The organism is Roseateles sp. (assembly GCF_047654805.1).
GTDB lineage: Bacteria > Pseudomonadota > Gammaproteobacteria > Burkholderiales > Burkholderiaceae_C > Pelomonas.
The window spans coordinates 4,100,023-4,118,892 of sequence record NZ_JASGIV010000001.1 but is presented as its reverse complement, the minus strand read 5'-3'; the positions used below and the strand labels follow the sequence as shown (position 1 = coordinate 4,118,892).

The following is an 18,870-nucleotide window of genomic DNA, read 5'->3' as shown; positions in this document are numbered from 1 at the left end:
GAGGCGGCCATGTTCAATTCCAAGCCCATGCCCGCCCCGCACAGTCTGCGCGTGCTCGCCGCGCTGCTGCGCTACCCCGATGCCGAGTTTCGCGCAGCGATCCCCGAACTCATGCTGGCCCTCAGGCGCGAGGCCGCGCTACCGGCCGCCCGCCTGGAAGAGCTGTGTGCTCTGCTGCAGCGCCTGCAGCAGGCCGATCCGTTCACGGTCGAGGCCGACTTCGTCGACCTCTTCGATCGCGGTCGCGGCACGGCGCTACACCTGTTTGAGCACATCCATGGCGACTCGCGCGACCGCGGTCCGGCCATGATCGACCTGCAGCAGACCTACGAGCGTGCTGGCCTCTACCTTGCGCCCGGCGAGCTGCCCGACCACCTAGCCGTGGTGCTGGAGTTCGCCAGCACTCAGCCGGCCCGTGAGGCGCGCGCCTTCCTTGCCGAGGTCGCGCATATCGGCCGAGCCATCTTCAGCGCGCTGCAGCGCCGCCAGAGCGTCTATGCGAGCGTGTTGGCCGCTGTGCTGGAACTGGCAGGCGAACGCGCTGAACGTGTCGACATCCCGCCAGAGCCAGAGCTCGACGAGGTCTGGGCCGAGCCCGAAGCCTTCGGTGGCTGCTCGTCGGCCGGCCAGTCGCGGCCTGAACAGCCGCAACCCATCCACATCGTGCGCAAGCCAGCCGCGCATCAACCGGGAGCATCCGCATGAACGCCGTGCACAACTTCCTGTTCGTCGTCTACCCTTACATCTGCCTCGCCGTCTTCTTGATGGGCAGCCTGGCCCGCTTCGACCGCGACCAGTACACCTGGAAGAGTGACAGCTCGCAAATGCTGCGCCGGCGTGGCATGAAATGGGCCAGCAACCTGTTCCATGGAGGGATCCTCTTCCTCTTCGTCGGCCACACGGTCGGCATGCTGACGCCGCACGCCCTCTACGAGCACTTCATCAGCCCGGCCAACAAGCAGATGCTTGCCATCGTCGCCGGTGGCATTGCCGGTACAGCCTGCTTCATCGGCCTGTCCATGCTGATCTGGCGCCGCATGACGGACCCGCGCATCCGCCTCACCAGCCACCGCACGGACCTCGCCATCCTGTGGATCCTGTGGGTGCAGCTCAGTCTGGGCCTGATCACGCTGCCGTTCTCGCTGTCGCACGCCGACGGCACCGTCATGCTGGTGCTGTCCGACTGGGCGCAGCGCATCGTCACTTTCAACCCCGACGCCAGCGGGCTGGTACCGCTGGCCTGGCCCTACAAGGTGCACATGGTGCTGGGCATGACCATCTTCCTGCTCTTCCCCTTCAGCCGCCTGGTGCACGTGTGGAGCGGTTTGGCCTCGGTGTTCTACGTGTTCAGGCCCTACCAAGTGGTGCGTTCTCGCCGCCTGAACCTGCCGAAGCGAGGTTGAACATGGCTAGCGTCAACGAGATCGAGATTGCTACCGCTGCAGAGACGCTGGACGGCGATGCCCTACGCCAGCGCGCCTGCACCGAGCTGCTGCGCCAGCGCGCCATGGAATTGGGCTTGCTCGCTGCCGATGATCCCGCGCCGAGGGAGGGCGCCATCAGTGCAGCGGCCAGCCGGGCCATCGAGGCGTTGATCGCACAGGAACTGGCCGGCCCCGAGCCTGACGAGGCCGCCTGCCGCCGCCACTACGAGGCCAACGCCCGCCACTACGCCCAGGGCGAACGCGTGCAGGTACGCCATGTGCTGTTCGCGGTCACGCCAGGCGTCGACGTAGGCCTGCTGCGCCAGCGCGCCGAGAGCCACCTGATCACTTTGCGGGCCAGCAATTTGGCTGCGTTCACAGAGGCAGCGAAGGAGTTGTCCAACTGCCCAAGTGGTGCAGATGGTGGGCGGCTCGGATGGCTGACCGCAGATGATTGCGCCCCCGAGTTCGCCAAGGAGCTGTTCGGTCGCAGCGAGATCGGCGTGCTGCCACGCCTGCTGCACAGCCGCTTCGGCCTGCATATCGCTGCAATCGACGCGCGCGAGCCGGGCCGATTGCCGGACTTCGAGCAGGTGCGCGACGCAGTGGCGCAGCACATGCGCCAGCTGCACCAGATCAGCGCGCTGCGCCAGTATCTGCAGACGCTGGCGGCGGACGCCCAGCTGCAAGGCGTGGAGCTTCAACAGGCCACGTCTCCGCTCGTTCAGTAGATCCATGCCCGACGAGCTGCTTGAGCGCCTGCGCCGTTTCCAGACCGATGCCTTCCCGCAGCAGCGTTTGCTGTTTCGGCATTTGGTCGACGACGGCCAGCATCCGCTGACGCTGTTTATCGGCTGTTCCGATTCGCGCCTCGTGCCATATCTGCTGACGGGCTCCGGCCCGGGCGAGCTCTTCCTTGTGCGCAACGTTGGAGCATTCGTGCCGCCCTACGATCAGAGTCAGGGCTTTCACGGCACGGCGGCGGCCATCGAGTTTGCAGTGCTCAACCTCCAGGTGCATCGCATCATCGTCTGCGGCCACAGCCATTGCGGCGCCATCCGCGCGCTGTATGGCGAGGTGCCTCCCGCCGCGCAGAACCTCGTGCGCTGGCTGGACCTGGGGCGCGAGGCCGCGCTGCCCGTGGCCGAGCCAGGTCCCGAGGCGCTGCGCCGCACCGAGCAACGCGCCATCGTGCTGCAGCTGGAACGGCTGATGGACTACCCCATGGTGCGCGAGCAGGTCGAGGCGCGCGCGCTGACGCTGCACGGCTGGCACTACGTCATCGAGGACGGAGAGGTGCATGTCTTCGATGTCGACGTAGGCGCCTTCGTGCCGGCCTCGCGCGCCGATAACGCCGGTACCGGCCCCTACCGGCTGTGCGGCGAGGAGGACGGCCTGGATCCGAGCGGTGTGCCGCTAGCCTGCTCTTGAACCAGGTCAAGGCGCGTCGGGGTGGTCAGCCCTAGGCTGACGCTCCATGAACACGCCCATCCACGATCTTCGTCCGCTTGCCCCGCCGCAGCGCCACCGACTCGCCTTCCAGTGCTTCGATGCGCTCGCGCCAGGGGAGTCATTCGAGTTGGTCAACGATCATGAGCCGCGCGGCCTGCTGATGCAGTTCCGTGCCCACCATCCCGAAGCCTTCAGCTGGCAGGTCGTGCAGGCCGAGCCCGACTACTGGCGCATCCGCGTCGGCCGCCTCGTGGATGGGGCCGACCAGGCGACGCCAGCCCCCGGTGGTTGCGGCTGCAGCTGTGGCGGTCGAGGCTGAGATGCCCATCGAGCCCTGCCCACCGCCATGCAAGCCCCAGCTCGTCTGCCCGGCCGGTTCGCTGCGCGCATTGCAGCTGGCGCTGGACGCGGGCGCCGACGCCGTCTATCTGGGCCTGAAGGACGCCACCAACGCGCGAAACTTCGCCGGCCTGAACTTCGATGCGGCGCAGGTGCGCGAGGGCGTGAAGCTGGCGCACCGCCTGGGCCGCCAGGTGCTGATGGCACTGAACACCTTCGCCGACGCACGTGAGACCACGCCCTGGCGGCGTGCCGTGGACCACGCCGCCGAGCTGGGGGCTGACGCGCTCATCGTTGCCGACAGTGCCGTGCTGGCCGATGCGCACCGCCGACATCCGCAACTGAGGCTGCATCTCTCGGTGCAGGCGTCCGCCACCAACTACGAGGCCATCAACTTCTATCAGCAGCGCTACGGCATCGAGCGTGCCGTGCTGCCGCGCGTGCTGACACTGCAGCAGGTGCAACAACTGCTCAAGCATTGCAACGTGCCAGTGGAGGTCTTCGGCTTCGGCAGCCTTTGCGTGATGGTGGAAGGTCGATGCGCGCTGTCCAGCTACGCCACAGGCCAGTCTCCCAACACCGCCGGCGTCTGCTCGCCACCGGGCGCGGTGCGCTGGGACGAGGCGCCCGACGGTGTGCGTGCACGCCTGGGCGGCGTGTTGATTGACCACTACCGGCCCGGTGAGCCTCGCGGTTACCCGACGCTGTGCAAAGGCCGCTTCGAGGTCGGTGCGCTGGCGGGCGACTATGCGCTGGAGGAGCCCACCAGCCTCAACACGCTGGCCCTGCTGCCGCAGCTGATCGATTCTGGCGTGGCGGCCATCAAGATCGAGGGGCGCCAGCGCAGCCCTGCCTACGTGGCCGAGGTCACCAAGGTCTGGCGCGCCGCCATCGATGCAGCCTGGGCAGCACAGGAGGGGCGCGGCCGCTACAGCGTGCAGCCGGCGTGGGACGGTCAGCTCTCGCGCTGGGCCGAGGGGCAGCAGCACACCCTCGGCGCCTATGACAGGCCCTGGCGATGAGTCCCCTGAGGCGCTGTGCGCCTTGCCCCATGGGACATCAACGGGCCGACGACCGCTTGACGGGACGCCTTGGCCCGCGCCCGGCGAAGCAAATCAGGAAGGAGGCTTCTCGATGATGGGTCTTTCGGTAGGGCCACTGCTGTATTGGTGGCCGCGCGAGGCGCTGCTGAATTTCTATGCCGAGCTGGCCGACGCGCCGGTGCATGGCATCGTGTTGGGCGAACTGGTCTGCTCGCGGCGCAACGAGATCCGGTTCGACGACTGGCTGGCCATCGCCCGCGAGCTGCGCGCCGCCGGCAAGGATGTGCGCCTGGCGACCCAGGCCCTGATCATGAGCGAGGCCGAGCTTCGCACGCTGCGTCGCGTATGCGAGCAGGACGAGTTTCCCGTCGAGGCCGGCGATGCCGCTGCGCTGCAGGTGCTGTCGCGCCTGCGCCGCCGCCCGATCACGCTGGGGCCGCACCTGAACATCTACAACGCCGATGCATTGGGCGAGCATGCCGCGCTGGGCGCGGACCGTTGGGTGGCGCCGGTCGAGCTGCCGCTGGATACGGTGGCATGCGTCAACCCGGCCCCATCGGCGATCACGACGGAGGTCTGGGGCTTCGGCCGCCTGCCGCTGGCCTTCTCGGCGCGCTGCTTCACGGCTCGCCACCACAGGCTGCAGAAGGACGACTGCCAGTTCCGTTGCCGCGACGACGCTGACGGTCTGCTGCTGCGCACGGGGGAAGGCGAGGATTTCCTCGCGCTCAATGGCGTCCAGACGCAGAGCGCGGCGCTGCAATGCCTGATCGCACAGGGCGTGGCCCTGCGCAATGCTGGCGTGGGCCTGCTGAGGCTGTCGCCTTGCGGCACCCACTTCATGCGCGTCGTCGAACTCTTCGACGCGGTGTTCGCGCGCGGCGCCGATGCGCAGGACGCATTGGCCGAACTGCGCGGACTGCCGCTGCCTGGCCGCCTGGTGGACGGGTTTGCGCGCCGCCAGCCTGGCCTCGCGGAGGCAGCGTGACCTCCGTGACCCTTCCCAGCCTGCCGCCGCACTGGCGTGAGCGCGTCGCCCGGCTGCCCAGCCGCCCACCATCCATGGCGCTAGCCTTGCTGCTGGACCGCTTGCTGCTGCCGCGCCTGGACGCGTCTCAACGCCAGGCCTTGCAGGGGCAGACGGTGGAGATCGAGTTGCGGGAACTGGGCGCCCGCGTGCGCCTGCGTCTGGGCGAGCGCGGCTTTCGGGCCGCCGGCGAGCAAGGAGCGCCGCACCTGCGCCTGCGCGCCCGCGCCGACGCGCTGTGGCGGCTGCTGCGAGGCGAGGACGACGCCGACCGCCTGTTCTTCGAAGGCGCGCTCGTCATGGAGGGCGACACGGAGTATGGCCTGGTGTTGAAGAACACGCTGGACGCTATCGGGCCGCTGTGGGATGTGACGGCTTCTTGATCTGCTTCAAGGACGCTGCTGCGACCGGCGGACACACTGCGCCGCACTAGATGTAGTGCCTGCGAGGTGCTACATGCACCATAGGTAGCGCAATGACCCTCTATCCCCAACAGGTGATGAAGCGCGATGGCCGCTTGGAGGCCTTCGACGCCGGCAAGATTGCCCAGGCCCTGGCGCGCGCCGGTCGCGCCAGCGGCGAGTTCGGCGACGACGAAGCACTCTGGCTGACCGACAACGGGGTTCTGCCCGAGCTGATGTCGCGCACGCTGCCCGGCATAGAGCAGATCCAGGATGCCGTCGAATCCACGCTGTTCGGCGCGGGCTGGCGACGCACGCTGCGCGCCTACATCGTCTACCGGGAGCAGCATCGCCGCCTGCGCGACGCGCGCCAGACCCTCGTCGACGTGCAGGCCACGATGGACGAGTACCTTCAGCAGCGGGATTGGCGCATCCAGGCCAATGCCAACCAGGGCTGGAGCCTGGGCGGGCTGATCCTGAACGTATCGGGCAAGGTAGTGGCCAACTACTGGCTCGACCATGTCTATCCGCCCGAGGTGGGGCAGGCCCATCGCGACGCCGACCTCCACATCCACGACCTCGACATGCTCAGCGGCTACTGTGCCGGCTGGAGCTTGCGCACGCTGCTGCACGAGGGGCTGAACGGCGTCCCGGGCAAGGTCGAGGCCGCGCCGCCCAGGCATCTCTCCAGCGCCGTCGGACAGATCGTCAACTTCCTTGGCACGCTGCAGAACGAATGGGCCGGCGCCCAGGCCTTCTCCAGCTTCGACACCTACCTCGCGCCCTACGTCCGCAAGGACGGCCTCGGCTACGAGCAAGTGCGCCAGTGCCTGCAGGAGCTGATCTACAACCTAAACGTGCCCTCGCGATGGGGCACGCAGACGCCGTTTACCAACCTCACCTTCGACTGGACCTGCCCGACGGACCTTGCCGAGCAGGTGCCCGTCATCGCTGGCGAGGAACAGCCCTTCTGCTACGGCGAGTTGCAGGCCGAGATGGACATGATCAACCGCGCCTACATCGACGTGATGACGGCCGGGGACGCCAAGGGACGCGTCTTCACCTTCCCCATCCCGACCTACAACATCACCAAGGACTTCGACTGGACCCATCCAAACACAGAGGCCTTGTTCGAGATGACAGCGCGCTACGGCCTGCCGTACTTCCAGAACTTCCTGAACTCCGACCTGGAGCCGCAGATGGTGCGCTCCATGTGCTGCCGGTTGCAACTGGACCTGCGCGAACTGCTCAAGCGGGGCAATGGTCTGTTCGGCTCGGCCGAGCAGACTGGATCGGTAGGTGTCGTCACGGTGAACTGCGCGCGCCTGGGCCATCTGCATGCCGGTGACGAGCCTGGCCTGCTGGAGCGGCTGGACCGGCTGCTGGAGCTGGGGCGTGACAGCCTGGAGATCAAGCGCAAGCTGATCCAGCGCCTCATCGACCAGGGCCTCTTCCCCTACACGCGGCGCTACCTGCGCACCCTGCGCAATCACTTCTCGACGCTGGGCGTGAACGGCATCAACGAGATGGTGCGCAACTTCACGCGTGGCCGGCACGACATCACGAGTGCGTCAGGCCACGCTCTCGCCGTGCGGCTGCTGGATCATGTGCGTGAGCGCATGGTGGAGTTCCAGGAACAGACGGGCCACCTCTACAACCTTGAGGCCACGCCGGCCGAGGGAACGACTTACCGCTTCGCCAAGGAAGACCGCCGTCGCTGGCCCGGCATCCTGCAGGCCGGCAGCGACGCCAATCCCTACTACACCAACAGCTCGCAGCTGCCCGTGGGCTTCACCGACGACCCCTTCGAGGCGCTGGAGCGTCAGGAGGAGCTGCAGCGCAAGTACACCGGCGGCACGGTGCTGCACCTCTACATGAGCGAGCGCATCAGCTCGGCCGCGGCGTGCCGCGAGCTGGTCAGGCGCGCGCTGAGCTGCCACCGCTTGCCGTACGTCACGGTGACGCCGACCTTCTCGATCTGCCCGACTCACGGCTACATGGCCGGGCACCACGAGTTCTGCCCCAAGTGCGACGAAGAGCGCCTGGCCCGCAAACGCCGCGAATCCCAATCCCAACCTGCCTGAAGGAGATCCCCATGAACGCTGTCATCGAACGCCAGGAACAGGACATCACGCTGCGCGAAGAGGAGCGCCAGCGCTGCGAGGTCTGGACCCGCGTAATGGGCTACCACCGCCCGGTCGCGTCCTTCAATATCGGCAAGCAGGGTGAGTTCACCGAGCGCCTGCACTTCGAGGAGCGACGCGTCGCACCGTGATCCCCTCGACCGAGAAGTGCCTTGGCCAGTCCCCCCAGGGAACGGCGATGCTGGCCGTCCCGACCGGCGGGCACATCACCAATGCGGGCCGGCAAGGGAGCAACCCGGTCCCCGGCCCGCGCGCGGAAACACCGGCTGACTCACTGGCAGTCGCCGGCCTGCAGCCCTTCAGTAGCGTCGACTTCCCCGGACGGCTCGCGGCGGTAGTCTTCCTGCAGGGCTGCCCTTGGCGCTGCGGCTACTGCCACAACCCCGGGTTGCAGCCACGAGGCCGGGGCGCCGGACCGCGCTGGCCTGCGCTGCGCGACTGGCTGACCCGCCGCCTTGGGCGGCTCGACGGCGTTGTCTTCAGCGGCGGCGAGCCCTCGCTGGATCCGGCCCTGCCGGACGCTCTCGACGAGCTTCGCTCGATGGGCTATGCAGTTGGCCTGCACACCGCCGGCCTTGCGCCGCGCCGGCTGGCTGCGCTGCTGCCGCGGCTGGACTGGGTGGGGCTGGACATCAAGGCCGCACCCGGCGACGCGGCTCTGCATGACCGCATCACCGGCCGGCGCGGCAGCGTGCGTGCGGTGCGTGAATCGCTGGCGCTGCTGCAGGCTGGCGACGTGGGCTTCGAATGCCGCAGCACCGTCCACCCGGCATGGTTCACCGATACCGACCTGCTGCACCTTGTGCGCGAGTTGGCCGCTGTGCCACGTCATGTGCTGCAGCTCGCGCGCCTGCCGGACGAGGCGGGAGCGCTGCATGCGCCAATCGCCTGGCCGTCGCCGGCGCTGCTGGCTGAGGCCCGGGCAATCAGGCCGGATCTGCTGCTGCGCGCGACCTGAGCAGGTCGCGGCATAGCGCCAACAGGGCCTCGGCCTGGGCGGGGTCGAAGTCGCTGTGCTGGACCTTGCGCACGCCGTGCTCGTGCAGGCGAAGCTCCGTGCTTGTCGCGACGCCGACGCGGGCCAGACATGCTCGCACGCAGGCCAGCGGGCAGCCATCAATGGCGAGGATGAGCCGGCTCGTCTCGGCCGCGCGTTGCGCCGTTCGCACCAGCGCCTTCACGCCACCACCCACTCCGGCAATGCAGGACATCTCGGCCTCACCACCGCGGTCCAGGCGCACGGCCAGGTGGTTGGCGAGCTGGGCCGCGCTGGAGCAGCCCGAACAGGCGTAGACCAGGGGCAGCTCACGCATGGCGGATCAGTTGATGAAGACCGCTTCGCCCGCCGGGTTGAACGGCAGCAGGCCGCCGAACTCGCCGGCCTCCACGCGCTTGACCAGCAGGTCCAGCATTCGCTGGACCTCGCCACCGTTCGTGGGGCCGGACAGCGCGGCGGTGAACACCAACTGCCATGCCGGCCCGGCCCGACGGGCCTCGGCCGACAGGGCCGCGAAGTCGGCCAGCTCGGCGGGATCCTTGTCCACGCACATCAGCGGCCGCAGAACGCCGCCGGCGCCGGCCGCATGTGCGGCCCGCTGTTCGGGCGTCGCATCGGGTTCGCACTCCGCGGTGGTGAAGACCATCAGCAGGCGCTGCGGTTCGGCTTGCGCCCGGGCCATGGCCAGCAGGTCGTCGAAATGCTCGATGTTCATGGCGTCAGCCTAAGCCCGCACGGCCGCCCGTGGCGCTTCCGACGGAGGAGGCCGGGGTAGCCCGAAGGGACTAGGCCTGCAGGCCCGGCCTCATGCCATGGCCGGATGGGCTGGGCCAGGGCTGCCGCCCAGAATCGCCGCATGGATGCGAGGACCGCCCCTTTGCTTTGGATCCCGCGCGTCGGCGCGACCCGGCCGACGGACGGCGCGTTGCGCGATCGCCGCCAGCGCCCCTTGCGCGACCTGCGCATCTCTCTGACCGATCGCTGCAATTTTCGCTGTGGCTACTGCATGCCGCGCAGCCGCTTCGGCCCTGGCCACCGCTTCCTGCCGCAGTCGCAGCTGCTGAACTTCGAGGAGATCGCCCAGGTCGCGCGTCAGGCCCTGGCCCTAGGCGTGCGTACGCTGCGCCTGACCGGCGGCGAGCCGCTGCTGCGCCGCGATCTGGCCCGGCTGATCGGCCAGCTGGCCGCACTGCGCACGCTGGACGGCGAGCCGCCAGACCTGGCGATCACCACCAACGGCAGCCTGCTGGCGGACCAGGCCGGGGCATTGCGGGAGGCGGGCCTGAAGCGGGTCACGGTCAGCCTGGATGCGCTGGATGACGCCGTGTTCCGGCGCATGAATGATGTCGACTTTCCCGTGGCCGAAGTACTGCGCGGGCTGGAGGCCGCGCAGCGTGCCGGCTTCGAGCGCATCAAGGTCAACATGGTGGTGCGCCGAGGCGTCAACGACGCGCAGGCCGTGCTGCTGGCTGAACATTTCCGCGGCAGCGGCATGGTGCTGCGTTTCATCGAGTTCATGGACGCCGGGTGCCACAACGGCTGGAGGATGGACGAGGTGTTGCCCAGCGACATGCTGCGTGAGCGCATTGCCGCGCGTTGGCAACTGCTGCCGCTGCCCGCCACTCGCGGCGGCGAGACGGCCCAGCGCTGGCGCTATGCCGACGGCGCAGGCGAGATCGGCTTCATCAGCAGCGTCAGCCATGCCTTCTGCGGCGACTGCACACGCGCCCGGCTGACGGCGGACGGCCGCCTCTTCACTTGCCTGTTCGCGGCCCAGGGCCATGACCTGCGCCCGCTGCTGCGGGGTGCCCAGGTCGGCGAGTCTGGACTGCGTGAGCGGCTGGTGGCGATCTGGGCCGGCCGAAACGACGCCTATTCGGAGCAGCGCGAGGCTCTTCGTCTGCTGCGACCTGAACGCGCGGACATGCACGTGCTGGGCGGCTGACGAATCGACCAGACCTTGCACCAGGTCAAAGCGCCGCGTGGCGCTTCGGCTCAGCATCGACGCTTTGCCCTTCAATCCCTGACGCAATGACTACTTCCTCGCTCCTCGAACGCATGGCGGCCGCCGGCCTTCGCCCCCTGCAATTCGCCGGTCGCCAGTTGCTGCCCGTGGTGCAGGGGGGCATGGGCGTGGGCATCTCGGCGCATCGACTGGCCGGTAGCGTCGCGGCGCAGGGCGCCTGGGGCACCATCGCCTCGGTAGACCTGCGCCGCCACCATCCCGACCTCATGGCGCGCAGTGAGGAGATGCGCGACAGTGATGAAAACAAGAAGGCCGTCATCGAGCAGGCCAACCAGGAGGCATTGGCGCGAGAGATCCGCCAGGCCCGTGGCATCGCCGGCGGCCGCGGGGTGGTGGCCGTCAACGTGATGCGCGCGGTGAGCGACTACGCTGTTTCGGTGCGCACTGCGCTGCAGGAGGGCGTGGACGCGCTGGTCGTCGGTGCCGGCCTGCCGCTGGACCTGCCGGAGCTTGCCCAGGACCACCCGGACACGGCCTTGGTACCCATCCTGAGCGATGCCCGCGGCGTGGCCTTGCTGTGGCGCAAGTGGGAGCGGCGCCAGCGCATCCCGAGCGCCATCGTCATCGAGCACCCCGGACATGCTGCCGGGCACCTGGGCGCGGCCCGCGTGGCTGACGTGGGCGACGCACGCTTCGACTTCGAGAACGTGCTGCCGGCCGTGCGCCAGCATCTGCGCGATGCCGGTGTGGAGGGGCGGGTGCCATTGATCGCCGCCGGCGGCGTGCGCTCGTGCGAGGACATCCAGCGCCTACAGGCCCTGGGCGCTGATGCAGCCCAGCTCGGCACCGCCTTCGTCGTGACGGAGGAATGCGACGCACACCCCAACTTCAAGCAGGTGCTGGCTGAGGCGCGCGACGAGGATCTCGTCGAGTTCACTAGCGTGGCCGGCCTGCCCGCCCGTGCCGTGATGACGCCGTGGTTGAAGAAGTACCTCAAGGCCGAAGAGCGTCTGCAAGCCGTGGCGCAGCTCAAGCAGCGTTGCACCATGGCCTTCGACTGCCTGAGCCAGTGCGGCCTGCGCGACGGCCTCAAAGGTTGGGGCCAGTTCTGCATTGACCAGCGCCTCGCCTCCGCCCTGCGCGGCGAGATGAACAAGGGCCTGTTCTTCCGTGGCCGCGGCGGGCTGCCCTTCGGCAGCCAGATCACAAGCGTGCGCCAGCTGCTGGAGCGGTTGATGACGCCGGGCGTCCCCGTCGGCACACCGGCCTGACTCGCGGCTCTTCGTCCAGGACGTAGCTGGCACGGGCTAGCGGCCGGGCTGCAGGCCTGCTTCGGCAGGCGCTCCTTACTCCGGCCTCAGCTTCGGAGGTGACGACTTGGGGGCAGGCGCTCGGCGCGCAGGATTCAGCCGTTGTGTTTGTCGGTGCGGAAAAGCAGCGCCTGATCGCGCGGCCGGTCAATCAAAAGGCGGGCGCTGACGTCGGGCGGCGGCAGGCCGGCGTGGCCGACGATCTCGCGCAGCTGGTCCTGGGCCAGTTGAGGTGCGGCGCGCAACACCAGGCCCAGTCGCCACGGCCAGGCCGGCGCGCCCTGGCCGCTGATGACGCGGTCCACGCCGCTGTGCGCCTGCAGCCTGGCCAGGCTGCAGGCCGTGGGCTCGGTGCCTCGCCACAACGCCAGCAGGCCCGGCTGAGGCACCCGAGTGGGCGGTGGCTTCAAGGCCAGGCCGGCAAGCTGTCCGCCGCGACGCCAAGCATGCAGCTTGGATAGCAAGCGGGACTCGCTGCAGCCCAGCTGCCTTGAGCACTGGGCAAAGGGCCGAGAGCAGAGTGCCAGTCCTTCTTCGAGATGCCCGGCCATCTCGGGGTCATCGCAGGGCTGGGCGTGCTCGGCTGCCGACGGCAGCCGCAGGCGGGCCATGGGCTGCGCTGGCAACTGCCGCAGCTGGCGGGCCAGGGCCTCTCCGTCCAGTGCTTCGATCTCGGCCCACAGCGGTGGCATGTCGGCCTGGGGCTCGGTGCGCTCGATGCGGAAGCACCCCGGCAGCGCGGCCAGTGCAGCGGCCAGGGGCGCTTCGTCGCCCGGCGGCATGAACGCGAGGCGCCAGCGCTCCCGGCGCAGCGCCTCGCCCCAGCAGGGCTGGATGCTCTGGAGCGCGCCGTTGCGATGCAGCTCCTGGCACAGGCTCAACAGCTCGCGCGGCGTGGCGCCACTGCGTGCAGCCATCTGCCGGAAGGGCGAGGAGTGCAGCGGGAACGTCTGCTGCCAGCCCTGCAGCAAGGTCTGGCGGAGGCTGGCGCAGCAGCTGACGTGGGAGGACGGGTGAGACATGGACGACCCGAATGCTCGGCGCAGCGGCCGAGGGCGTCCTTAATTTGCGTCAAGACCTCGGTTGCGAGGTTTGCTGCAGGTCAAGGATGGTGCTCACCAGGCACCCAACTCGGTGCTGATCGAGACCTCGCAGTCGGGGAAGATCTCAAGCTTGGTCAGCTTCAGTCGCACGCCGACGACGCCGGGCAGGCTCATCAGGCGGTTGCACAGCTTGCCCAGCAGAGCCTCGACGAGGTCGGTGTGCTCCTGGGTGCACTCGTCGATGATGGCGGTGCGCACACGGCGGTAATCCAGTACATGGCCAATGTCGGCGTCGCGCGCGACGACGGGTAGCGCGCCGAGGTTGATCTCGGCGTCGACCTGGATGGGCTGCGGGCCGGTACGTTCGAAATCCAGCACGCCGAGGTTGGCGCGGAAACGCAGGCCCTGCAGGTGGATGACCTGGCGGTTGTTGTAGCGCTGCGGCGCGGCGGCGGCCTGCGGGCGCAGTGCGAGTTCGATCTGCTTGGCGGCCTGCACGCCGTCGGCAAGCGCTGTCTGCACGCAGGGATGCCAGCGGCGGCTGGCGTCGCCGGCGACGAAGGCTCGCTGGCGCGAGGCCTCGTCCAACAAGGCAAAGGCCGAGGGCTCGGGCTCGAAACCCAGTAGTGCAGCGACGAAGTCGAAACGCTCGGTGCCGACGCTGACGCCGTGGTCATCGGGCAGCAAGGCCTCCGGCAGCGGAACTGCCAGGCGCACGGTGATGCGCGGGTGGGCCTCGACGCGCTCGGCCAGATGGATCTGCGCGCGCCAACTTCCACGTGACCATAGTGTCACTTCATGGCCCCGCTCGGCCAGGAAGAGGGCGTTTTCCGCGGCGTTGTCGCCAGCGCCCAGCAGCAGCGCGCGGCCCGGGGGCAAGGTCTCGCGGCGTGCGGTGAGCTGGGCGGCGTCAAGCACGCGCTCGTGCGGCACGGCGAAATAGCGTGCCGGGCGCAGCAGGCGCAGGCCGGTGGCAACGAGCAGCGCACGAGCCTTCACGTGCTCGCCGGTGGCCAACTGCAGCGTCCAGCTGCCCGCCGCGTGGCGTGCGGACTCCGCCCGCGTGCCGAGTCGCAGCGTCAGGCCCGGTGTGGCCTGGGCCTGGGCCGCGTAGTGTTCGCCCAAGGCAGCCAGCCGCGCGGCGGGCTCACCCAGAACCCAGTCCTGGGCGAAGTTCAGGCCCGCGAGCGCCGCGCACAGGCGCGGTTCGCGCTCGACCAGCAACGCCGTCATGCCCATCTGGCCCAGCCACGACGCGGCGCTGCAGCCGGCGGGGCCTCCGCCAAGGATGGCGACGTCGATGGAGGTGTGACTGGACATGGCGCGGCTGATGGCAAAGCCGCAAATTATCCGCGCAGCCTTTGCCAGAGCCTCCAGCCCAGCAGCAGGGCCAGCAAGGTGGCGTAGACGGCCGGCTCAACGAAGTTGTGCTTGCCGGCGCGCATCCAGATGAAGTGCAGTAGCGCGATGACGACGACGGCATAGACGGCCTTGTGCAGGGCCTGCCAGCGCCTGGCGCCCAAGGCCTTGATGGCCTTGTTGAAGCTGGTGGCGGCAAGCGGCAGCATCAGCAGCCAGGCCGAGAAGCCCATCAGGATGAAGGGGCGCTTGGCGATGTCGGCGGCGATGTCTCCGAAGTCCAGTCCCATGTCCAGCCAGCTGTAGGCGAGCAGATGCAGGCTGGCGTAGAAGAAGCTGAATACGCCCAGCATGCGGCGAAAGCGCGCCAGCGCCGCCAGGCCGGTCAGCTGGCGCAGCGGTGTGATGGCCAGAGTGAGCCACAGCCCCCTCAGCGTCCAGTCACCCAGGCGGCGGATCAGTGCTTCGGCGGGGTTGGCGCCGAGCTGGTCGGCGGCGGCGCCGTAGATCAGCCAGGCCAGCGGCGCCAAGCACAGCAGGAACAGCAACGGCTTGGCGGCGCGGCTCAGCAGCGCGGCGGTCAAGGCGCCGCGCATCAGAAGTTGCGTCGCAGGTCCATGCCGGCGTAGAGCTGCCCGACCTGGGCTTCGTAGCCGTTGAAGATCAGCGTGGGCCGCTTCTTCGCGAACAGGCCATCCTCGCCGATACGGCGTTCGCTGGCCTGGCTCCAGCGGGGGTGCGGCACGCCCGGGTTTACGTTGGAGTAGAACCCGTACTCCTGGGGGGCGGCCTGCTCCCAGCTGCTGCGAGGCTGCTTCTCGACGAAGCGGATCTTGACGATGCTCTTGGCCGACTTGAAGCCGTACTTCCAGGGCAGCACGATGCGCACCGGCGCGCCGTTCTGGTTGGGCAGCACTTCCCCGTACATGCCGAAAGTCAGCATCGCCAGCGGGTGCATGGCCTCGTCCATGCGCAGTCCTTCGACGTAGGGCCAGTCCAGCACCGCCGAGCGCAGGCCCGGCATCTGCGCGCGGTCTGCCAGAGTCGTGAACTCGACGAACTTGGCCTTCGACGTGGGCTCGGCCCGCTTGATCAGCTCTGACAGTGAATAGCCGATCCAGGGGATGACCATGCTCCAGCCCTCGACACAGCGCAGGCGGTAGATGCGCTCCTCCATGGCCCCCAGCTTGAGCAGCGCGTCGAGGTCGTAGTGGCCAGGCTTGGCGCATTCGCCTTCGACAGCGACCGTCCAGGGTCGTGGCTTCAGCGTGTGGGCGCGTTCTGCGGGGTCGGACTTGTCGGTGCCGAACTCGTAGAAGTTGTTGTACGAGGTGGCATCGGCGTACCGGGTTGGCTTGTCCAGAACCATTGCGCCAGCCACCGTGCTGGGCGAGGCGGGCAGCCTTGCCAGTTTGCCGCTGCCGGAGGCCGACTGGGCAAGCAGGGGCGGCGAGGCGGCGATGGCGCCGAGGCCGGCCATGAGCTGGCGGCGGCTCAGATAAGTCTGGCGCGGGGTGATCTCGCTGGGGGCAGGATCGTTCGGTGAGGAGGATTGGATCAGCATGATGCACACGCAGTCGGACGATGCGCCGCGACCTTACACCCGGCGGCAGTGTCCCTGCAGGCCCTGTGGCTTGGACGGTGCTCAGCGCGCAAGGTCGCAGGCGAACAGCTTGCCGGAATTGTCGCGGCCGTCGTTGAGGGTGCCGAGGAGGTGGCAGTGCCGCGCAAGGTATTCGTCGAACCCTGGCACGTCCGCATGCGGGTGAGTCGAGCCGACCGCGCGGGCGTAGCGGTCGATGACGGCGATGTAGGCGGGCGGGGTGCGCTCGAAATCTGCATAGAGCCGGGCCAGGTTGCGCTGCTGCTGGGCATGCAGCGTCTTGAAGACCGGGCTGGCGGGCGCGGGAGGGTGATAGGCCCATGTGGCGGGCGTGCCCGGAAGGGCCCAGGGGAACTGGATGCTGGAGGCGGGGATGAAGCCCCGCGCATACACCTGAGGCGCCATCCCAAGGACGTAGGCGTAGCGGCCCGCGGCCGGCTGCATCGCTTCGGTGCCTTGCAGCGGTTTTTGCGATGAATGGCCGTTGGATTGCAGCGCCGAGCCGAGTGCGAACAGCGTTGCGCAGAGCAGTGCTCCCAACGCGAGGGCGCGGGCCGGGCCGCCCGCGGCGTTGCCTTGGGCGATCATGGCGCCGCCAAGTGGACAGGCCAGCACCCAGAACGGGATGGCGTGGTAGTCGAAGAGCATGGGCGATGCCAGCATGATGAGCAGCGCCACAGCGGCACCCAGCAGCAGTGCCTGCCGGAGTCCGGCGCCCACATTGCCGCGTAGCGGCCCTGCGAGGGCGGCGAGCACCAGCGCGACATGGATGGGCGCGAGCCGGAGGAACTCGCTGGCGGTCGCGAACTTCCAGACCAGGCGCTTGGCCAGACCAACTGACGTGGCACTGCCGTAGATGGCGGGGTACAGGAAAGTCGTCGCGAGGAACTCCTGCAGCTTGCCGCTGGCGGCGTACAGGCCCGCCAGCAACAGGGCCGGCAGCAGGGCGCCCAGACCGACGAGCAGCAGATGCCGGGCCTGAAGGCCGAACGTGGCCCCGTTGCCGGGGCGCAGGGTCGCCCACAGCAACATGGGGAGCATCAGCCCGAAGGTCTGCTTGCTCATCACCGCAGCGCCAAACGCAGCACCGATGGCCAGTGCGCGCGGCCATGTCAGGGGACTCCCAGCTTGCGGCGTGAAGAGCAGGGCCAGCAGCAGCAAGCCCGCGCCCAGCAGCTCCGTCTTGACGGCGAGCATGGATGGGTCCGGCACTAGAGCGCAGACGAGCAGCAGGATTGCAGCCAGGCCGGCGCTCGCAGGCTGCTCCGGCGCAGCGCGCCGTGCCAGCCGGTACACCACGGCTGCGATGCCGGCGAACAGCATCGCAGCCAGCCCCTTCAGCGCGACGGCGTCATACGGTGAAGCGAGCTGCTGCAGTGCTGCATGCAGGAGATAGATCAGCGGGGCCTTGTTGTCGTGGCAGCCCGCCACGGCCGTCCAGCCTTCGACGAGGCCGCGGGCAGCGCAGGCGCTGAAGTACAGCTCGTCGACCTGCAGCACTTGATTGCGCAGCGGCCCGAGCTGTTGCCATGCAACGTAGGACAAGCTGCACAGTGCCAGCGCCGCTGCGGCGATCCAGGTCAGCCAGAGGGCACGGTCGGGCCCTCTCCCCGTGGCGGCCTTCAAGCGCGCTTCCACGTATAGACCGAGGTGATGGCGTAGTTCCAGACGGCGCCCACGAGGATGCCGCTGATGGCGGACAGGACCCAGTGATTCTGATGATCGAACAGGTATGAGGCGATGCCGACATTGGCGATGGCGCCCACGCTGCAGGCCACGGAGAACGACAGCAGACCGGTCCACCAGCGCCAGCCCCTGCGGCGGCGGTCGCGGTACGTCATCGCGTTGTTGATGGTGTAGTTGAAGACCATCGCGCCGATGGTGGCGGCGGCCTGGGCCTGCTTGAATGGCAGCGTCATGAGCGACAGGAAGGTGCTGAGCAGCGCCATGTGCAGGAACACGCCGAGGCCGCCGATCAGCGCGAACGAGAGAAAGCGCACCGGGACGAGATGCCCCACGGTCTTGTCGGCAAGCAGCATCAGGTAGTCCCAGGCAACCTGGGAATCCAGCTTGCTCTCGCCGGCATGTCGGGTCCTGAAGGTGTAGGGCAGTTCGGCGAACTTCAGCGGCTTCGGGGACGAGGCGAACAGGTCGACGAGGATCTTGAAGCCTACGCTTGAGAGCTTGCGCACGGCGCCCATGAAGCTGTCCCTGCGCATCATGAAAAAGCCGCTCATCGGGTCCTGCAGGGTCTTTGGCAGGACCAGATGACTAAGGCGCGTTGCCCACCGGCTGATGGAGGCGCGCTGCTCGCTCCATTCCCCGAGCGAACCGCCGTCGACATGGCGGCTGCCAACCACGATGTCGAGCTCCTTGTCGGACTGCAGCTTGCGCAGCATCGCCGGCAGCAGAGCCTCGTCGTGCTGCAGGTCAGCATCCATGACGGCGACGTAAGGGGCGCTGGTGGAGAGCATCCCTTCCACGCAGGCCGAGGAAAGGCCGCGGCGCCCGATGCGCTGGATGCAGCGGACGTTGGGGTGGATGCGGGACAGCTCGCGAACCGACGAAGCGGTGCCGTCATTGGAGTCGTCATCCACGAAGATGGCCTCCCACCTGAGGCCCGCGAGGCAGGCGACGAGGCGTCGGGTGAGCTCGGCGACGTTGCCGGCTTCACGGAACGTGGGGATGATGATGGCCAGTTCGGCTGACTGAAGATGGTCGTTGGCGTCCTCGGTCACGCGGTCCTCTCCTGCGTCGGAACT

Annotated in this window: 21 protein-coding genes and 1 pseudogene; 13 read left to right on the top strand and 9 right to left on the bottom strand. The window is 68.5% G+C overall.

Going from position 1 to position 18,870, the window contains the following annotated elements:
• Positions 1–9 precede the first annotated feature (9 nt).
• From narJ to QM732_RS18635, 11 genes are all read left to right on the top strand, one after another.
• Positions 10–705, top strand: coding sequence for a nitrate reductase molybdenum cofactor assembly chaperone (gene narJ, locus QM732_RS18685; RefSeq protein WP_415657597.1), 696 nt, complete (start codon positions 10–12; stop codon positions 703–705).
• Entirely contained in the window at positions 702–1,403 is a 702-nt protein-coding gene (gene narI, locus QM732_RS18680; protein ID WP_415657596.1) for a respiratory nitrate reductase subunit gamma, read from the top strand. Before narJ ends, narI begins: the two co-directional genes overlap by 4 nt.
• Positions 1,404–1,405: 2 nt before the next feature.
• Positions 1,406–2,155, top strand: a complete 750-nt coding sequence (locus tag QM732_RS18675) for a peptidylprolyl isomerase (RefSeq protein ID WP_415657595.1) — start codon at positions 1,406–1,408, stop codon at positions 2,153–2,155.
• A gap of 4 nt (positions 2,156–2,159) precedes the next feature.
• Positions 2,160–2,855: a carbonic anhydrase gene (locus QM732_RS18670; protein ID WP_415657594.1), complete on the top strand. Its 696-nt coding sequence runs from the start codon at positions 2,160–2,162 to the stop codon at positions 2,853–2,855.
• 46 nt (positions 2,856–2,901) lie between these two features.
• A complete protein-coding gene (locus tag QM732_RS18665; protein ID WP_415657593.1) occupies positions 2,902–3,195 on the top strand; it encodes a DUF2249 domain-containing protein in 294 nt (97 codons plus the stop codon).
• Between the two features lies 1 nt (position 3,196).
• Positions 3,197–4,237, top strand: coding sequence for a ubiquinone anaerobic biosynthesis protein UbiU (gene ubiU, locus QM732_RS18660; protein WP_415657592.1), 1,041 nt, complete (start codon positions 3,197–3,199; stop codon positions 4,235–4,237).
• Positions 4,238–4,349: 112 nt separating this feature from the next.
• A complete protein-coding gene (locus QM732_RS18655; protein WP_415657591.1) occupies positions 4,350–5,246 on the top strand; it encodes a U32 family peptidase in 897 nt (298 codons plus the stop codon).
• Complete coding sequence (gene ubiT, locus QM732_RS18650; RefSeq protein ID WP_415657590.1) at positions 5,243–5,668, top strand: ubiquinone anaerobic biosynthesis accessory factor UbiT; 426 nt, start codon at positions 5,243–5,245, stop codon at positions 5,666–5,668. The genes QM732_RS18655 and ubiT overlap by 4 nt, the downstream gene beginning before the upstream one ends.
• A 92-nt stretch (positions 5,669–5,760) precedes the next feature.
• Complete coding sequence (locus QM732_RS18645) at positions 5,761–7,770, top strand: ribonucleoside triphosphate reductase (protein ID WP_415657589.1); 2,010 nt, start codon at positions 5,761–5,763, stop codon at positions 7,768–7,770.
• Between the two features lie 11 nt (positions 7,771–7,781).
• A complete protein-coding gene (gene nrdD, locus QM732_RS18640) occupies positions 7,782–7,961 on the top strand; it encodes an anaerobic ribonucleoside-triphosphate reductase (RefSeq protein WP_415657588.1) in 180 nt (59 codons plus the stop codon).
• Positions 7,958–8,788 carry an anaerobic ribonucleoside-triphosphate reductase activating protein gene (locus QM732_RS18635; protein WP_415657587.1) on the top strand — a complete coding sequence of 277 codons (831 nt, stop codon included), beginning with the start codon at positions 7,958–7,960 and terminating at the stop codon, positions 8,786–8,788. Before nrdD ends, QM732_RS18635 begins: the two co-directional genes overlap by 4 nt.
• On the opposite strand, the gene QM732_RS18630 is transcribed toward QM732_RS18635, so the two are convergent.
• Both QM732_RS18630 and QM732_RS18625 read right to left on the bottom strand, forming a co-directional pair.
• Positions 8,757–9,143: a putative zinc-binding protein gene (locus tag QM732_RS18630; RefSeq protein ID WP_415657586.1), complete on the bottom strand. Its 387-nt coding sequence runs from the start codon at positions 9,141–9,143 to the stop codon at positions 8,757–8,759. The two genes, QM732_RS18635 and QM732_RS18630, sit on opposite strands and share 32 nt — an antisense overlap.
• Before the next feature lie 6 nt (positions 9,144–9,149).
• On the bottom strand, positions 9,150–9,542 hold the full coding sequence (locus QM732_RS18625) for a ribonucleotide reductase subunit alpha (protein WP_415657585.1): 393 nt from the start codon (positions 9,540–9,542) through the stop codon (positions 9,150–9,152).
• Positions 9,543–9,683: 141 nt separating this feature from the next.
• Between QM732_RS18625 and moaA the strand changes: the two genes are divergently transcribed.
• Entirely contained in the window at positions 9,684–10,772 is a 1,089-nt protein-coding gene (gene moaA, locus QM732_RS18620; protein ID WP_415657584.1) for a GTP 3',8-cyclase MoaA, read from the top strand.
• Between the two features lie 86 nt (positions 10,773–10,858).
• Positions 10,859–12,064 (top strand): NAD(P)H-dependent flavin oxidoreductase, encoded by a 1,206-nt coding sequence (locus tag QM732_RS18615; RefSeq protein WP_415657583.1) that lies wholly within the window; start codon positions 10,859–10,861, stop codon positions 12,062–12,064.
• 134 nt (positions 12,065–12,198) lie between these two features.
• Here QM732_RS18615 and QM732_RS18610 read toward each other — a convergent pair whose 3' ends face one another.
• The 7 genes and pseudogenes from QM732_RS18610 to QM732_RS18580 all read right to left on the bottom strand — a co-directional run bounded on the left by QM732_RS18610 (position 12,199) and on the right by QM732_RS18580 (position 18,846).
• Positions 12,199–13,125 carry a hypothetical protein gene (locus QM732_RS18610; RefSeq protein WP_415657582.1) on the bottom strand — a complete coding sequence of 309 codons (927 nt, stop codon included), beginning with the start codon at positions 13,123–13,125 and terminating at the stop codon, positions 12,199–12,201.
• Positions 13,126–13,218: 93 nt separating this feature from the next.
• Positions 13,219–13,614 (bottom strand): dihydroneopterin aldolase, encoded by a 396-nt coding sequence (locus QM732_RS18605; protein ID WP_415659414.1) that lies wholly within the window; start codon positions 13,612–13,614, stop codon positions 13,219–13,221.
• Between the two features lie 312 nt (positions 13,615–13,926).
• Positions 13,927–14,466, bottom strand: a pseudogene (locus QM732_RS18600) (FAD-dependent oxidoreductase); the annotation flags it as partial.
• Between the two features lie 26 nt (positions 14,467–14,492).
• Entirely contained in the window at positions 14,493–15,101 is a 609-nt protein-coding gene (locus QM732_RS18595; RefSeq protein WP_415657581.1) for a sulfite oxidase heme-binding subunit YedZ, read from the bottom strand.
• The gene (gene msrP, locus QM732_RS18590) at positions 15,101–16,069 is read right to left on the bottom strand and encodes a protein-methionine-sulfoxide reductase catalytic subunit MsrP (RefSeq protein WP_415657580.1); all 969 of its coding nucleotides are present in this window, start codon (positions 16,067–16,069) and stop codon (positions 15,101–15,103) included. Before msrP ends, QM732_RS18595 begins: the two co-directional genes overlap by 1 nt.
• Before the next feature lie 81 nt (positions 16,070–16,150).
• Positions 16,151–17,734, bottom strand: a complete 1,584-nt coding sequence (locus tag QM732_RS18585) for a glycosyltransferase family 39 protein (protein ID WP_415657579.1) — start codon at positions 17,732–17,734, stop codon at positions 16,151–16,153.
• Positions 17,731–18,846 (bottom strand): glycosyltransferase family 2 protein, encoded by a 1,116-nt coding sequence (locus QM732_RS18580; protein ID WP_415657578.1) that lies wholly within the window; start codon positions 18,844–18,846, stop codon positions 17,731–17,733. Before QM732_RS18580 ends, QM732_RS18585 begins: the two co-directional genes overlap by 4 nt.
• Positions 18,847–18,870 lie beyond the last annotated feature (24 nt).

Coding starts and splice junctions, on each gene's coding strand:
- QM732_RS18625 (WP_415657585.1), bottom strand. CDS start 9,542: ATGAACATCGAGCATTTCGACGACCTGCTGGCCATGGCCCGGGCGCAA.
- nrdD (WP_415657588.1), top strand. CDS start 7,782: ATGAACGCTGTCATCGAACGCCAGGAACAGGACATCACGCTGCGCGAA.
- ubiU (WP_415657592.1), top strand. CDS start 3,197: ATGCCCATCGAGCCCTGCCCACCGCCATGCAAGCCCCAGCTCGTCTGC.
- QM732_RS18595 (WP_415657581.1), bottom strand. CDS start 15,101: ATGCGCGGCGCCTTGACCGCCGCGCTGCTGAGCCGCGCCGCCAAGCCG.
- narI (WP_415657596.1), top strand. CDS start 702: ATGAACGCCGTGCACAACTTCCTGTTCGTCGTCTACCCTTACATCTGC.
- narJ (WP_415657597.1), top strand. CDS start 10: ATGTTCAATTCCAAGCCCATGCCCGCCCCGCACAGTCTGCGCGTGCTC.
- QM732_RS18645 (WP_415657589.1), top strand. CDS start 5,761: ATGACCCTCTATCCCCAACAGGTGATGAAGCGCGATGGCCGCTTGGAG.
- QM732_RS18675 (WP_415657595.1), top strand. CDS start 1,406: ATGGCTAGCGTCAACGAGATCGAGATTGCTACCGCTGCAGAGACGCTG.
- QM732_RS18655 (WP_415657591.1), top strand. CDS start 4,350: ATGATGGGTCTTTCGGTAGGGCCACTGCTGTATTGGTGGCCGCGCGAG.
- QM732_RS18615 (WP_415657583.1), top strand. CDS start 10,859: ATGACTACTTCCTCGCTCCTCGAACGCATGGCGGCCGCCGGCCTTCGC.
- msrP (WP_415657580.1), bottom strand. CDS start 16,069: ATGCTGATCCAATCCTCCTCACCGAACGATCCTGCCCCCAGCGAGATC.
- QM732_RS18630 (WP_415657586.1), bottom strand. CDS start 9,143: ATGCGTGAGCTGCCCCTGGTCTACGCCTGTTCGGGCTGCTCCAGCGCG.
- moaA (WP_415657584.1), top strand. CDS start 9,684: ATGGATGCGAGGACCGCCCCTTTGCTTTGGATCCCGCGCGTCGGCGCG.
- QM732_RS18665 (WP_415657593.1), top strand. CDS start 2,902: ATGAACACGCCCATCCACGATCTTCGTCCGCTTGCCCCGCCGCAGCGC.
- QM732_RS18670 (WP_415657594.1), top strand. CDS start 2,160: ATGCCCGACGAGCTGCTTGAGCGCCTGCGCCGTTTCCAGACCGATGCC.
- QM732_RS18610 (WP_415657582.1), bottom strand. CDS start 13,125: ATGTCTCACCCGTCCTCCCACGTCAGCTGCTGCGCCAGCCTCCGCCAG.